This is a genomic window from Pelagibius litoralis (genome assembly GCF_011683915.1).
In the GTDB taxonomy this organism is placed as follows: Bacteria; Pseudomonadota; Alphaproteobacteria; order Kiloniellales; family Kiloniellaceae; genus Pelagibius; species Pelagibius litoralis.
Genome location: NZ_JAAQPH010000013.1, coordinates 127,207 through 141,872, shown reverse-complemented (window position 1 = coordinate 141,872; position 14,666 = coordinate 127,207). Strand labels below are relative to the sequence as shown.

Sequence of the window (14,666 nt, the reverse complement as noted above, 5' to 3'; positions counted from 1 at the left end):
CCCTAGCCCCTGCCTAACACGCTACGAAGTGCACCAACCGGCCCGGTTTCATACCATTTCTTGTGCCCGCGATCACGCGCTGAGGTGCCAAAGCTCTGGCTGACCCTGTCAATCACAATCGCCAAAAAGACGATGCCAAGACCGCCGACTGTGGCCAGCCCCATGTCAAGTCGGCCGATACCGCGTAGTACCATCTGGCCCAACCCGGTGACCGAGATCATCGAGGCGACGACGACCATTGAGAGGGCCATCATGATCGTCTGGTTCACCCCGGCCATGATGGTGGGCATGGCCAGCGGCAGCTCAACCTTGTAGAGCGTCTGGCGCCTGCTTGCCCCGAAGGCGCGTGCGGCCTCGACCATATCCGCGCGCACCTGCCGGATACCGAGATTTGTCAGGCGCACAACCGGCGGCAGGGCATAGATGAACGTGACGATAACGCCCGATACATTTCCGATGGAAAACAGCATCACGATGGGAACGAGATAGACAAATGAGGGAATCGTCTGCATCAGGTCCAGCAACGGTCGCAATACCGTCCAGAACCGGTCGTTTCGCGCGGCCATGATGCCCAGCGGGATGCCGATCAGGGAGCAAAAGATTACGCAGGTCAGCACGATCGACAGCGTCACCATGCTTTCTTCCCAGGCCCCCATCAGGCCGATGGCAATCATCGACGCCGCGGAAACCGCCGCCAGACGCCGCCCGCCCGCCTGCCAGGCCACCAGCACGATGATCAACAGCATCAGCAGGTCCGGCGCTCCGGTCAGCCCGTCCTCCAGGCCGGTCAAAACGATGTCAAAAGGAACCTTGATCGCCTGAAAGACAAAACGGAAATTGTCGACGACCCACTGCAGGGCGGTTTCGACCCAGGCGCCGACCGGCACCCATTCCTTGTCGAATATGTTCCAGAAATCCATGTCCACCCCCTATCCGCGCAGCGCGCGCAGCGCGTCCGCAATCGAGATCATGCCGACCGCCGATCCATCCGGGTCGACCACTGTCACGGGCGCCTGATCTCCCATAAATTCATCCATGATCTCGCCCAATTCACTGCCAAGCGGCACCGTCTTTGGCGTAGTTGAACGCCCCTCCAGCGGATGCATGATCGTCTCGGCCCGCACCAGGCTGACCCGGCTGATCCCCTTGACGAATTCCGCGACATAGGCGTCCTTGGGATTTGTCACGATCTCTTCGGGCGTTCCGGTCTGAACAATCAGACCATCATTCATGATCGCGATCTGGTCGCCCATTCGGATCGCCTCATCCAGATCGTGGGTGATGAAAACCGTGGTTTTGTTGACCTTCTGCGACAATGTCAGGAATTGGTCCTGCAACTGTCGGCGGATCAGAGGGTCCAGCGCCGAAAACGGCTCGTCCATCAGCAGGATATCCGGGTCGGCGGCAAGCGCGCGGGCAAGCCCGACGCGCTGCTGCATACCGCCCGACAGTTGATCGGGATAGTGATCTTCCCAGCCGGTCAAGTCCATTGACGCCAGAGCCGCGTCCGCCGCCGTGCGGCGCTTGTCCAGCGGCACATCCCGGACCTCAAGACCAAAGGCCACATTCTCGGCCAGGGTCCGATGCGGCCAAAGCGCCATATGCTGAAACACCATGCCGATGGTTTCGGCCCTGAGCTGGCGCAATCTTGCCTCATCCATGGTGTCGACCCGCTGACCAGCGACATGGATTTCCCCCGCTGTCGGCTCAATCAGGCGATTGATATGCCGCACAAGCGTGGACTTGCCCGAACCGGACAAACCCATGATGCAGAAAATCTCGCCCTTTTTGACGCTGAAACTGGCGTCGCGAACGCCCAGAACACAATCGTACTTGTCCCGAACCTCGTCCTTGGTAAGGCCTTCTTCTTGAACGGCCTTTAGCGCCTGTTCGGCACGCGCCCCGTAGATCTTCCACAGGTTTCGACATTCAATTTGCATGTCAGTCATAGAGTCCCAGTTCATAAAAGATGGGGCGCTTTTCAGCGTCCCAGGACTCAGGGAGGTCTAGTTAGCAGCCGCCGCTTCTGCGACCCAAGCGTCAAACTGGGCCTGGTTAGCGGCAACCCAGTCTTCCGCGTGGCGTCGGAAATCCTCAAGCGTATCCTCACCGTCACGCAGCTTGACCTGCGCAGCGTTTACAGCACCGATCGGAATTTCAACGATGCTGAGGAATTTGGCAGCAGCAGGGTTTTCATCCATGAAGTCTTTGTTAGCGACTACATAAACATCGTTCACCGCAAAGCCGGGGTCCATCTCACTGCTGTCCGAAGGGACGCCGATCTGAACTACATCAGTACCGGGCACAAGAACATCACTGATCCAGTTGGGTGTCCAAGTGTAATAAAGGATCGAGCTGCCTTCGTTGTAGCGGGTGATCGTGTCGGCCATGATCGCAAAATAGCTGCCCTGATCGTGTTCAACCGAACCACGCAGTTCGTAAGTGTCGAGATGCTCTTCTATCTTCAACTCACAGCCCCAACCGGGGTTGCAGCCCGAAAGATTGGCCAACCCGTCGTCATCACCGTCAAACAGTGCGGCGATGGCGGGGTCGGACAACTGACCCAGATTGGTGATGCCGTTCGCTTCGGCTGTTTTCTTGTCGATGTAGTAGCCCTGACCGGCACCGGTGATGACCGCGTGTTCCCGCACCATCGTGCCGTCGCCGCCGGACTTGTCGAAGAAATCATTATGAAGCGGACGCCAGTGGTTCACGGTGTAATCCGCATCACCGGAAGACACCGCCAGATGCAGCGCCGGGAAATCGGCCTCCCGTGTTTCGGCAACCTCGTAACCCAATGCTTCCAACCCAAGTTGCACAACCATGTGCTGGAACCACGCATTCGCGGGTGAGCCCTTGATCGGATCGACGGTGACACCCTTGCCGGGCATATCCTGCGCGAACACGGCTGTGGTCAGTGCTATCGTGGCAAGTGTGGTGGCAATGGCCAGACGCGGCATGGTTCAACTCCCTGTTTTGCTTGTAGCGGAATATTTTTTTGCAGGATAGCGTAGGACTGGACCGGGTAAAGTTGCTCACTGAGTATCACTGTGTTAACCATTGCTTTATGTCTAATCTGCGTAGAGATGTTCATTTGCTGCGGAACATTGTGACATTTCAGGCTGCTTCCTGTTCCGAAAACTTTACGAAAGCGGCGGCTGAGCTTGGGATATCACGCGTCGCAGTCAGCCGTCAGGTTGCCGAACTAGAACAGGCCATCGGTCAACGGCTTTTCTCTCGAAATCATCGCAAGGTCTCGCTGACCCGTAGCGGCGAAGCCTTTGCAAGAAGCGTAAATCCAGCGATGGATAGCATTGCCGATGCACTCGCACAGCAAAGATCCGGTGCTTCAGAGTCACGACTGTCCGTGACAGTCACATCCGCATTTGCGACCTATTGGCTGATGCCGCGTTTGATTGATTTCGGTGCTCTGTATCCTGATATCGAAATCAACCTGGTGGTTTCGGATCGCTATCTCGACATCGACGCTGAATTGATTGACGTGGCTGTCAGATACAGCCCGGACGCACCGGTTGGAGACCGCTGGTTGCCTCTCGTCAAAGAGACGATCTTTCCGATCTTCAGCCCGAAGTATGTCCCCCGGACCAGATTAGACACGCCTGAGCATTTGCGTCAGGAGCGGCTGCTTTACCTGTCTGGCCGGTACCGACCCGAAGCAAGATGGCACCACTGGTTTTCGCAACAGGGACTCCAGCCGCCCGAGGAACGCTCCGGCATCCACGTCAATACTTATATCAATATGCTCCAGGCCGCGATTGAGGGTCAGGGGATTGCATTGGCCGGTGCTCCATTGGTTGATACCTACCTGGCCGACGGGACGTTATGCGCAATGCCAAACATCGCCCCAATGCAGCGTGACTTCTTTTATCTCTACAAGAACCCAAACCGAATCCAAGCGACGGTTTTTAGCGACTGGCTCGAAACCCAATTAAAAGCCAACCCTTAGCGTGCAAGTCAAAATTCCTTGTGCAAAAATGGCAGGATCAGGCGACAACTGCAGACCCTCAATAACGGTCATTCATTCCGACTGCTGCATTTGTCACTTCGGGCTCAGATCGGTCATTCGCTGCAAACCCGACGACCGACCGTTCATGGCCGAACTCGGCCATCGGCGTCAGATGGCGTTCAAGGCCCATTCGTAGGCGTCCATCGTCCCTGACTTAGCTGACATGCAGCGGGTACCATCCTACATGCCGATGCCGCGCCCGCGCTTGCGGCCCAGGTCCCATGAGATACCGCTGCCCCGGACGAGCCCTGTAACCTGCCGCCCCAGTGCCTTCTCGATGACCGGACGCCAGGGGACCAGCGTGAACTCCCGCGAGCGCTCCACCAGGGCGTATTTGCCGCTGACGAGCTGCACGGACTGACGGTAGGTGCCGCTGATCCGCTCGCCGCTCTCGGCCATGCGGAAGTGCAGGCCGTGTGGCCCAGCCAGCTTCTTGCCGGTTTCTTCCACTTCGCGCCGGGTCAAGTTAGCGAGCATGTCACGGCGGGTGACGAAGCCCGCATCGGTCTCGTCGGCGAGCCCTTGCGCGATCAGCCATTGCCGGCGCCGGGCAAGGGCGTCGCGCGCCTCCCGGCCGAAGCCGCCATCCCGCAACGGGGTCGGCGTGTCCGCGACCAGCTCGCGGTCGAGCCAGGTGGCGGCGTTCGCCGTCACCTGGGCATCGAGATCGATGAGCGATAGCATCCTTACGCCAAGCTGCTTGCTGCGCCCGGTGTCGTAGTCCCGCGCACGGTCCTCGAAGTCCTTCGGGATACGCCAATTGCCGTCGCCCAGGCGCTCGACAATACCGGCCCGGCGCAGCGCCTCCAGCCGGCGCACATGGGCCTGGACATAACCTTCGTAGTTTCCGTCCGGCAGCCGCATGCTGTCGCGGGCGGCTACGAGATGCATGATGGGCCCGTAGAGGCCGCCATTGTCGCGGGCCTGCTCGGCGATGTTGCGGTCGGCGGGACGGGAACGGGCCTCGGCGCGGCCGACCTCGACGATGCTGCCGACCGTGATCCCGTCGCCGGCCGTCTCGGTTACTTCGGCGTAGTGTACCCGCCCATCCGCACCATCAATGACGAGGTGTAGCCGGCCGGTCAGTTCGTCGCCCGCCAGCCCCTTGCCGACCACCTTGCCGACGGTCGGTGGCTGCCTGTCCGCGCCCCTATGGATCACATAGCCATGGGGATCGCGCGCGAGGCCCTGTTCGGCCATCACCCGGTGCATGGTCTTGATGATGTCGCCGCGCTTGCCCAGCTCCTGCAGCGTCTTCTCCAGGCGGCCGGAGAGGGACCAGCGGGCCGAGGCCTCTTCGCGGGCGAGGCCCATGCGCTCCAGTCGCTTGAGCCGGCTTATCAGGAGGGCGCGGTTGGCCCGCCCGAGATAAGACTGTTCTTCGCCGATCCGGAGATCGACGAGACCCTGGTCGTTGACCTCCTGAAGGATGGCTCTATCGAGCCGGGTGAAGCGGTCCTGCACAACCTCCCGGCCGAGCTTCTGCTGCACCTCCCATTCGCTCTGCGGACCAAGCTCCAAGGTGGCGATCTCGCTCGCCCGGTGGCGGATGCCGTGGGCGATGTAGTCGCCTGCGATGTTGAGGATCTTCCCGTCGTCGGTCATCCCCCGGATCACGACATGGGAGTGGGGATGGCCGGTGTTGTGGTGATCCACCGCCACCCAATCGAGCTGGGTATCCAGATCATGCTCCATCTGCTCCATAAGCTGGCGGGTGAAGTCCCGAAGGTCGCCAAGCTCGGTTCCGTCCTCTGGCGCGACGATCAGGCGGAACTGGTGGCGGTCGTCCTGGCCCCGGCCGAGGAAAACCGCTCCGTCTTCATGGTCCAGGTTCGCCGAGTAGAGCCGGCCGCCTTCGCCGTCCAGGGTCACCCCGTCGCGTTGCAGGTACCGGAGATGGGCATAGGCGGCCTTGCTCTTGCCGCCGCGCAGCTTCACGACCCGCGCCTTCACGATGAGGCGGCGCGCCCGGAAGCGCATGCCACCCTCAGGCCGGCTCCAGCCGCTCTGGCGCGGGAAGGTGGCAACGGCTTTGCGGCCCCGGCCGCGCACGTTGAAGCGGCCGGTTCTCGACGTGCCCTTGGCGAGACTGATACGGCGCGGGTCGCCGCCGGCCCGGGTGACCTCCCGTGTCATCCGTTGCAAGAAGGAGGCTGGCTTGCGTCCGCCGCCACGAGGGCGCGAACGGCCAAGCCGTGGCTCGAAGCCTGTGTCGTCGTCGCGTGCCATGGAGCAGATATTCGCACCCGGCAACACCGAGACAAGTGGCACCATGGTTCGAAGCTGGAAAGGTGATCTAATTCAAGAACTTGCTGAGAAGCGTGTGAGAATCATGGTGCCGTGGATATTTCGATGGCGCCAAAATGGCAGCAAAAAAACAGTGTGCAGACAATCACTTAGCACTCATGGAGTGCTGCGAACGGCGTTCGCTTTATCTTGCCCTCGGTCACTTACCCCACTCCACCACTCCAATTCCTTCCTGACACTGGACTGACTTTGCCTTCCGGCCGCTGGGCAGACTCTGGATTGCAGCCGCTCGGTCGTTCCGTCGACGCGCCAATTGCGGCAAAATGCGCCGAACTGTTCTTCTTTGATGTGGCCTAGGGCGGCTGAGTGAACCCGCTCTTGCCGCATCGGCTTGAGGAGCAGTCGCCGGCGTTCCAGCCATGCTCAAAGCTGCGGCTGCATGCGAAAACCCCCACCCACCGCCGTTGTTCTGGCAACCGAATCTGACCGCCACATGGACCCGGCTAACCATGTGGAACCGCCTCGATTTGGTACTCTTCATAGGGGATGACGGTGTCACACTGGCCGCATCGCCACACCCGCTTTTAATGTGTGCCCGGCTTTTTTTTGGACCTGATTCTGTGGTGAGAGATCGTTGCCAGGCGTGATCTAGAGGGGTACTAACGCCCTGTTGGGAGGGTCGGAGCAGAGCAGATTTGAGGGCAAAAGCGCAGGGGAAAGCGCTTGGAATTACCGCGCAATCTCCACTTCAGAGCGCAGAAAAAGCCCCCCCGCGCCAGGGCGCTGGTCGCCGCTAACCGCGCGGCCGAACTGGGGTGCGGCGAACCATATTTGCCGCAGGTTCCCGCGATTGCGGCGGGCTAGAGCTGGCACCTGATGCTTTCCATCGCCTTGTCGCCGCGCTTGTAACCATGTCTGGGCGCGTGGGAGGCCTCTTCGGTGAGGTGGGCTGAAAATGTTTCATCGAGCCTCATAATCTTCCAGCCCGTGCGCTCGCCGCTATGGCTGCCGCCTGCAACCTGCCAGACGCGCATGATCGCGTTGCTGTCCTTGGTGAAGCCAACGGCATGAACTTCGACAGTGCGAGAAAAGCCGTCATAGCGAAGCTCAAGACACTTGCCTGCGCGCAATGCCTCGCAGGCAGTTGAGATCATCATGCCGGTCGCCTTCGTGGTTGGTTTTGCGAGAGAAATCCTGTCTCTTATGCAACCATAGAGTCAACGATCTTGTGCCACTAATGTTCTGGTTTTCTTAAGTGGATAATCGCTGGATGATGCCGCAAAAGATGTGGCTAGTCTGGGAGGCACTGCGCCATTTCGAGATATCGGCAAAACGCATTTGCGAGCTGAATCTGTCGGGGCGTCCGGCATTCGGCTTCGAAGATCTGCGGCGAACTGACGATAAGGGATATGCATTTAGCGCGCGACGTCGCAACATTGAGCCGATGTAGGTTGTACAGGAACTCCATTCCGCGAGGGGCATCAGCATGGCTTGACGTGGCCGTCGAATAAATCGCTATAGGCGCTTGCTGGCCCTGGAACTTGTCTACCGTGCCCACGCGCGCACCCGGCAGGCGCTCCTGAATTTCGAACACCTGCGCGTTATACGGTGTGATGATCACAACATCATCCAGTGCGATCAGCTGCTCTTCTCCATCACGGTCAACCCAGCTTGCCTTGCTTTCGAGGATGCCTTTCACGATCGCTACAACCGCTTCGGCTTCTTCGGGGGAACTATTCTGGTTGCCGCTATGCTCGACTGGTAAGAAAAATAGGCCCGCGCCGCTGACCGGAGAGTCCGGTGGTTTGATCACCTGCTTGTCGAGCCCGGCCCTCGACTTGAGTTTGCCTTCGTAAAATAGCTCGGAGGTGTAAGCGCAGATATCGGGGTGTAACCGCCAAGTCTCTTCGAGGAACAGTCCCTTGTCCGGAGGAATGGTCTGCTCTCCTGCTAGGATGTGATCGAGCGCTGAGACGTCTGTGCCATCCGGATGAGTGCCTTGTCGCGGCTGATCGAGCTGCTGCGGATCGCCGATCAGCACGACTGTTTTAGCAGCCTGTGAGATAGCTAGAACGTCGGCCAGGGCCATTTGCGCAGCTTCGTCGACAAAGAGTACGTCGACGCATTCGAATGCATCTTCCCGCGACCAATGCCAAGCCGTCCCGCCACCAACTTCCGCCGTATTGCCCAGCGCCGCATTCAGATCCTCGCTTCGCGCTGCAAAACGCAGGCGGTGCGGTGGATCTTCAACCTCGTCTGCCTTCTGGCAGCATTGCAGATCGACACCCGTTTCGTCGGCCACTTTAATGGTCTCGTTTATCAGGTTGCGGATGACCTTGTGGCTATTCGCTGTGATGCCGACCGTCTTACCCCGTCGGACCAGCTCGCAAATCATTTGGGCGCCGGTAAAGGTCTTGCCCGCGCCAGGTGGCCCCTGGATGGGAAGAATTCCGCCGGCCAGATGCGCGCAGAGGCGCACGGCGGCATCCACCGTCGATTCGCCCTCAAGGTGAAGTGACTGCTCCTCTACGCCCGGGGGCTCCCTTAGCAACAAATCGCGTGCGGCCTGATAGGGACCGTTCCCAGCTAATCCATGATCGGCCACGTACTGCCCGATCCGCACCAGGGCGTTCTTGATTGGCTCCTTGCCAATAAACTTGTGCGCGAAAGCGGCCTGGGTATGAATGCTTGCGCTATCCTGCCGCTTCTTAATATCAACCGTAAGGTTCTCCAGCGAGATCGCTGCGATCTTGCCAAGCTTGGCTCCGCCAAGGTTGTGCAGGTCTTCGTCACCACGCAACTGAGTTTCCTGTGGCGGAAAGCGATATCGGTGAATTGGGGCTCTTGCTGTTCCCCCGGCTTCACCAACATAGATCAGGCCGGAGAGACCCGCCCGCTCATCGATCAGGTCTTCGGCTGACAGCTCCGCCAGCCGATAGAATTCCCACCACACCGATTTTTCTTCACGCCGATGGTAATCGAGCACGTTAGCCAGAACCCAGCGGGCCTGCTGATCCTCATCCCGCTCTTGCGGGTCAGCCGGAACATCGGCAGTGAGCTTTTCGAACAACGCGTTTATCAGCTTCAGCCAGTCACTAATTTTCTCGTTTGGAGAACCGTCACCCGGCTCCGGTCGGGGAACGTCGGTCCCGTCAGCGACAATCTGGCTTCGCAGAGATTCTAGCCATTCGCGTAGCCCGGCAGCGGCGAGGCAGTCATCCCGGTTATAGTCCATGACTATCGCCTTGGTCTCTTCGGAGATCGAGGCAGCGTCATCCAATTCGAGATTTGCCTGAAAATTAGCCAGGGCCACGTTCGCATCGGGAAGCGCTATTTCCCGCTCAAACCCATAGAACGGTTCCAGTTGCTTGATGGAATAGCTCTCCACGCTTGCGCGCACGGCGTGCCGCACGACCTGATAGAGATCTATGAACAGGCCGGCCCGGAGCATGCGGTCGATCTCTTCTTCTCGGCTTGCATACCGACCCATGAGGCGCTTAAGCGCTCCTGGCTCGTATGGCGCATAGTGGTAGATGTGAAGGTCGGGAAACGTCTCCCACCGGCCCATCACGAAATCGACAAAACGCTCGAATACTTGTTTTTCATCGGTGCGGGTGAGGGCCCAATCGCCCACATAGGCTTCGTTGCCGTTCTCTTCATTGAAGAGGTAGCCAAAGAGGTATTCCAGGCCATGCTCTGTCACGAACGGGTCGCCTTCAAGATCGAGAAAGATATCCCCTTCAGAGGGTTCGGGCAGGCGCGTTAGACCAAAACCGTGTTCGAGCGGCAGGACTTCGAATTTTCGTTCGCCGGCCACTCGGGCTTCGCACTGGATTCGCGCCTGCTCGCGAACGCCTGTGATGGCCTCGACCGAGCCGCGATCTGGCTTCCACGGCAATGGCAGTGCCAATTCAGCAAGATTCTGCAAAGTCGCAATGCCCTGGGCTTTCAGCTCACTAATCTGGAGTTTCGAGATTCCCGCTACAAGACAAAGGTGATCGTCGTCGCGGCGGCGCTTGTCGCAAGCCTCGCGCCACCGACAAATGTCGCAGTGCGCTATTGGGTCGGGATAGGTCTCTTCTGCGTCCGGCTTGGCGACGCTGCGCAGCAGGCGATGTCTGACCTGCCTGAAATATGCCCCGTAATCGGCGAAGCGATATCGCTGTGGCTCAAAATCAGACCACGGCGCGATCACGTACATCCACTCCGGCGCTGCGCCCTGCGCCTGACCCAGAAGCTCCGAATAAAGGCAGAGTTGGAGCACCGTCCCAGCCTTTGTTTCACGCGTTAGCTTCGTATCGACCGCTTCATACGACCATGAGCCTAGCGCGCTTGGAACTTCGACGCGGCTCAATATGTCAGCACGCCCCACCCAAGCTTCATGCGCCAGCGCGCCCTGCACAATCACTTCGGCGCCAGTTGTCATCGCCTCAAGTGTTTGGTCGACAGCGGAATCGGTTACCTCGATGCCGTCAATTCTGACGACGTTCAAACCCGCATTCGTCAGATGATCCACATAGTTCTGTTCGTGGATAGCTCCCCGTTCCCACAGAATTTCAAGCAGGGGGTCCCAGACTTTCGGCTTGTCGAGAATGCCTTCGGCGACAGCCTGGTCCAGCTCGGAAAGATGATGGCAGTTCAGATAACCGACGAGGTCGGTTGCAGTGAGTTGTAGTGAGTCCCCGACTTTCCTCATACTGGGTACTCTAATGCGGAAGCAGTCTAGGACCAAATATTGGTTGTAGGCGCTGACGAAAATGCAAGTCATTCTCAGTCGATTCGTAGAGACGGCTCAAAATTCGCTGCATCGTCGTTTAGGTCCTAGCGAAGACGTCCTGGCGGGCTTTGGCAGCTTGCCAAAGGGCATTCCGATGCGCACAGCCCCTGGACCTCGACGGGTGTTCCAGGCCTTCAGTGCGGACCACTACAGATCACGTCGCGCTGGTTGATCGGTCTTCCGAGGCCTGCGCTCTGAATCAGGGTAAGGATAGTAATTGGCATCAGGAACGCGCCTATCGAGTTGATGGGGGTCGGGCGTCAGGGCACAATCAATGTAAGCATTGCGCGATGAAAAGAGACTATATGTCCAGACCCAAAGACATTCCGGCAAACCACCAAGCGCGTACGGGCGATGGTAAGATTATCTCCGCGACGACGGGTGTCGTTCCGATTCTGAGAGAACTCGAACCCGGCAAGCTGCAAGTCATTGGGACCGGCTTCTATGTTACACGCTATGGTCTCTTCCTAACGGCACGGCATGTCTTCGATCATATCGTTAAGTCGGATAGTCCGGGCCGCCATAGCCTGCGGATTCTTCATGACACTGGGAATGCGTTACACATACGCCCAGTCACACGGATTAGCTATTCGCACTATGCGGATGTCGCGCTAGCTGAGGCTGATAACTTCATTTCGCAGTTCCCTGAGCAACCACTGAGAAACCTGCGCCCAATCTTGACTCTGCGGCATCCCGTGCCCGGTTCAAACCTAGTGGTTTTCGCTTATCCGCGAAACGCGCTACTTGACTTCACAGTTGACAAGAGCAGCTGCGTCGAAATGTTCGCTGATCGCTTTGAAGGCCAGTTCGAGTGCATTCGTGAGCCGGGCAAATACGATGCTCATCAGGTAGAGGCCTACCAGACCACTGTTCCGATCGAAGGCGGTGCCAGCGGGGCGCCGGCCTTCGATTCAGAAGGACGAATAGTGGGTGTTGTCCAAAGCAGTATAGACTTTGGAGTTGGCGAGCACGAAGGCGTCGTTACCTCATTCCTTACGCCGCTTCGGCACGCTTTGGATCTTGGCTTCAACAATCTCATGCTTTCAGAAGGCATTTGGGAATACCAACAGATCCCTAGTGATCGGAAGCACGAAGTGTTGACGCTCCGCGACCTCGCAGCGTTTGGACACCTGATTCTCGATCATCCTGTCGACTAGATATAGCTGCGCCATAGCGCGCCGCGTCATTTTGCGATATCGCTTTATCCTGAAATTTCCCGTGAAGGACTGGCTCGTCGGCGGCACGTCGGGGATAGCGGAGCTTGGTTCGCGAAGTTCATGGGTCAGATGGAAGGTCGAGCCTAACGCCAAAGTATCCTTCATCACCGTCTCCCCTATCCCATCCGCCAACAATCATACCAGGGCACTTGGCTATCGTTCCATTAGGCGCAATTTTCGCCATGGCCTTCCGAAAACTACGTGCCGTAGCACGATCGAGATAGCCAACAGGCTCATCATCGATCACAATCAAGATCGCTTGGTTGTCATGCGGATTGTCATCTTCAGGATAAAGATAAGCATCGACTTTGTAACGATGACCGTTCTCAGTCCGCCCTCCGCATATCTTCTCCAGTGTGTCTTGATATTTACTCTCCCCTACAGCTTCGACTAAATACGTCCCTGGTCCATTTGTGATGGTAGCTAATTGGATTTCGGGAGGTTTCTTTTTGTTTCGGCGGAATAGTGAAAACATAAGCTCCTCGTCCGTAGCGATCCGAAATCATAGCATGGCTCTTTTCTATTCTTACTCTTGGCAATTCTGCTGCCATAACGCAAGTTTGCTCCGCCTGCTCGGCAGGACTATGAGCGCAAGGCGAGATTTCTACCGTATAAGTTAGCAGGCGGTTGGTTCGCTTTTTCTACGCGCTGGTCGGTGTGCCGGGTAATGGCCGTTTGTCCGCATGCGCCGATCAGATTTGCAAATTTTGGATATCGCTCCGGCTCCGGCGCGGTGAGCCGTTCCCTGGCCGCCGGGGACAGTCCCAACGCATTGCTGGTAAGCACGATCTGTCGGAGCGCCGTTCTCGAGATTTCCCTCGTCTGTAAGCCAGGTCTGTTCCGGTTATGGCAAAAGCCGCAATCAGCAATTCACGTACTGTGGTCTGGCCTCGGGCGACTAGCTAACTACCTGATGAGTGCCATTGTAGGCGTTGGGCGGCGCATGTCGGGAGCAGGAGAGGGAGTGAGGCGCCGGATCTGTAGTGTCACATAACGGCAGGGTAGTCTCATTACCCCTGACGTGCTCAGACGTGGCTCTCGTAAACTCAGTCCGTTTCGCCGTCTCGGCCACTCGGATTTGATCCTGACTTGCGATCCGAAGTTGATTATCTTTGAATTGCGTTCAGCTATACGACAGTCGGACGATTGCGGGATACGAAAGCCGCACGTCATGAATTGCTCGATTAGAGTTCAACTTCAGGTAAGCTATTGTGTGGAAAACCAACAATACTTTTTAAGTAAGAGTTGTTGATCTATTTTCTTCCATAGCAATTGGATTGGCGCACAGTGACTAGTTTGTTTGGTTCATACGATATCGAGACAATGAATGAGGCGGATGTGCGTGAAATGATCGTTCGTCCGCTCTTACACAAACTTGGTTACAGGCAAGGCACTGAAGCTAACATTTTGACGGAAAAGCGACTTAGCTACAGTAAGGCCTTTCTTGGTCGAAAGAAACCAAGCAAGGATCCTGATCTAGTAGGGCGGGCTGATTACATCTGTGAGATTGTATCGTTTGGGCGTTGGGTCGTCGAAGTGAAAGCGCCAAGCCAGGAGCTGACGGTCGACGATGCACATCAGGCTCATACCTATGCGGCCCATCCTGAAATCGGTGCAGTCTTTTCGCTGCTCACGAATGGCCGTGAGTTCCAGCTGTATCGTTTGAGCGCGCCTGACGAGCCGATCTTTTCTTGGAGGACCGACGAGACAGAGGCGCTTATGCCAAACATCGAGAATCTACTTGGTCCCGAGGCTATAAAACGCCGAGTCCATGTGCCGGTTGATCTCAAGAAGCCTCTAGCTAAAGGGTACAACTCGAAGATCCAGTTGTCAGGGGGGCACCTAGAGTATACTCGTCATTCAACAGACGTGCAGGCCTTTCAAGATTCGATCGGGCACATGGATGGAATGAGGGCTTCTGTCATCGGTGAAGCAGCTTACCGATTGCCTGACGGCCGGATACAAGGCGAGCTCGATTTGGCGGGGCCGTACAGTGTTCTTGATCAGATTAACAAAGCCGCTGGCATGGACGTACTGGTTTTCTCCACCGCTGACGAATTCATATCGAACAATGTTGAGAGTCCGACGATCTTCCAGAACGTTGTACGCGCGGCACTCAGACCAGGAGTGGAATTTCCTATTCCTCCGGGAGTGCCTCCCGCACTTGTTGGTCAGGCGCCTGGTGCAGTAAAGTTTCCTCTACCGTTTGGCTTCGCAATGACCGCGTTTACCGAGGCGGTCGGATACATTCAAGACGATCGATTTCGTGGTACATTCGACATCATCTATGACTTCCGATTTGATAGCGTTCCAAGTGCCATCCAAGCAATGCTGCCGCCTCAGATGGATCTTCGCGGGGAAGGCACCTTCGACATCATAATCAAATGAGTGGTTGTGC

The 14,666-nt window shown here is 57.5% G+C and carries 10 protein-coding genes; 3 read left to right on the top strand and 7 right to left on the bottom strand.

Translation table 11 applies throughout. The annotated features are described in order from the left end of the window. Positions 1 to 2 precede the first annotated feature (2 nt). The 3 genes from HBA54_RS17220 to proX are packed head-to-tail and all read right to left on the bottom strand — an operon-like array spanning position 3 to position 2,960. Entirely contained in the window at positions 3 to 920 is a 918-nt protein-coding gene (locus tag HBA54_RS17220) for an ABC transporter permease subunit (RefSeq protein ID WP_167226845.1), read from the bottom strand. Between the two features lie 9 nt (positions 921 to 929). Next, entirely contained in the window at positions 930 to 1,949 is a 1,020-nt protein-coding gene (locus HBA54_RS17215; protein ID WP_167226843.1) for a quaternary amine ABC transporter ATP-binding protein, read from the bottom strand. A gap of 57 nt (positions 1,950 to 2,006) precedes the next feature. Next, a complete protein-coding gene (proX, locus tag HBA54_RS17210) occupies positions 2,007 to 2,960 on the bottom strand; it encodes a glycine betaine/L-proline ABC transporter substrate-binding protein ProX (RefSeq protein ID WP_167226841.1) in 954 nt (317 codons plus the stop codon). A 134-nt stretch (positions 2,961 to 3,094) separates the two neighbouring features. Between proX and HBA54_RS17205 the strand changes: the two genes are divergently transcribed. Then, positions 3,095 to 3,967, top strand: coding sequence for a LysR substrate-binding domain-containing protein (locus HBA54_RS17205; RefSeq protein WP_205944715.1), 873 nt, complete (start codon positions 3,095 to 3,097; stop codon positions 3,965 to 3,967). 240 nt (positions 3,968 to 4,207) lie between these two features. Here HBA54_RS17205 and HBA54_RS17200 read toward each other — a convergent pair whose 3' ends face one another. The 3 genes from HBA54_RS17200 to HBA54_RS17190 all read right to left on the bottom strand — a co-directional run bounded on the left by HBA54_RS17200 (position 4,208) and on the right by HBA54_RS17190 (position 10,970). After that, a complete protein-coding gene (locus tag HBA54_RS17200) occupies positions 4,208 to 6,256 on the bottom strand; it encodes a DUF3363 domain-containing protein (RefSeq protein WP_167226840.1) in 2,049 nt (682 codons plus the stop codon). Positions 6,257 to 7,134: 878 nt separating this feature from the next. Then, positions 7,135 to 7,431 carry a hypothetical protein gene (locus HBA54_RS17195; RefSeq protein WP_167226838.1) on the bottom strand — a complete coding sequence of 99 codons (297 nt, stop codon included), beginning with the start codon at positions 7,429 to 7,431 and terminating at the stop codon, positions 7,135 to 7,137. A 134-nt stretch (positions 7,432 to 7,565) separates the two neighbouring features. After that, positions 7,566 to 10,970 carry a TM0106 family RecB-like putative nuclease gene (locus HBA54_RS17190; protein ID WP_167226836.1) on the bottom strand — a complete coding sequence of 1,135 codons (3,405 nt, stop codon included), beginning with the start codon at positions 10,968 to 10,970 and terminating at the stop codon, positions 7,566 to 7,568. Between the two features lie 386 nt (positions 10,971 to 11,356). Here HBA54_RS17190 and HBA54_RS17185 point away from each other — a divergent pair, with 386 nt between their 5' ends. After that, positions 11,357 to 12,208 (top strand): S1 family peptidase, encoded by an 852-nt coding sequence (locus HBA54_RS17185; protein WP_205944714.1) that lies wholly within the window; start codon positions 11,357 to 11,359, stop codon positions 12,206 to 12,208. A gap of 118 nt (positions 12,209 to 12,326) precedes the next feature. Here the strand turns inward: HBA54_RS17185 and HBA54_RS17180 are convergent, their stop codons facing one another. Then, positions 12,327 to 12,743 carry a hypothetical protein gene (locus HBA54_RS17180; RefSeq protein WP_167226832.1) on the bottom strand — a complete coding sequence of 139 codons (417 nt, stop codon included), beginning with the start codon at positions 12,741 to 12,743 and terminating at the stop codon, positions 12,327 to 12,329. Positions 12,744 to 13,555: 812 nt separating this feature from the next. Between HBA54_RS17180 and HBA54_RS17175 the strand changes: the two genes are divergently transcribed. Beyond that, positions 13,556 to 14,656, top strand: a complete 1,101-nt coding sequence (locus tag HBA54_RS17175) for a type I restriction enzyme HsdR N-terminal domain-containing protein (RefSeq protein WP_205944713.1) — start codon at positions 13,556 to 13,558, stop codon at positions 14,654 to 14,656. Positions 14,657 to 14,666: the final 10 nt, after the last annotated feature.

Coding starts and splice junctions, on each gene's coding strand:
- HBA54_RS17195 (WP_167226838.1), bottom strand. CDS start 7,431: ATGATGATCTCAACTGCCTGCGAGGCATTGCGCGCAGGCAAGTGTCTT.
- HBA54_RS17220 (WP_167226845.1), bottom strand. CDS start 920: ATGGATTTCTGGAACATATTCGACAAGGAATGGGTGCCGGTCGGCGCC.
- HBA54_RS17180 (WP_167226832.1), bottom strand. CDS start 12,743: ATGTTTTCACTATTCCGCCGAAACAAAAAGAAACCTCCCGAAATCCAA.
- HBA54_RS17185 (WP_205944714.1), top strand. CDS start 11,357: ATGTCCAGACCCAAAGACATTCCGGCAAACCACCAAGCGCGTACGGGC.
- HBA54_RS17215 (WP_167226843.1), bottom strand. CDS start 1,949: ATGACTGACATGCAAATTGAATGTCGAAACCTGTGGAAGATCTACGGG.
- proX (WP_167226841.1), bottom strand. CDS start 2,960: ATGCCGCGTCTGGCCATTGCCACCACACTTGCCACGATAGCACTGACC.
- HBA54_RS17200 (WP_167226840.1), bottom strand. CDS start 6,256: ATGGCACGCGACGACGACACAGGCTTCGAGCCACGGCTTGGCCGTTCG.
- HBA54_RS17190 (WP_167226836.1), bottom strand. CDS start 10,970: ATGAGGAAAGTCGGGGACTCACTACAACTCACTGCAACCGACCTCGTC.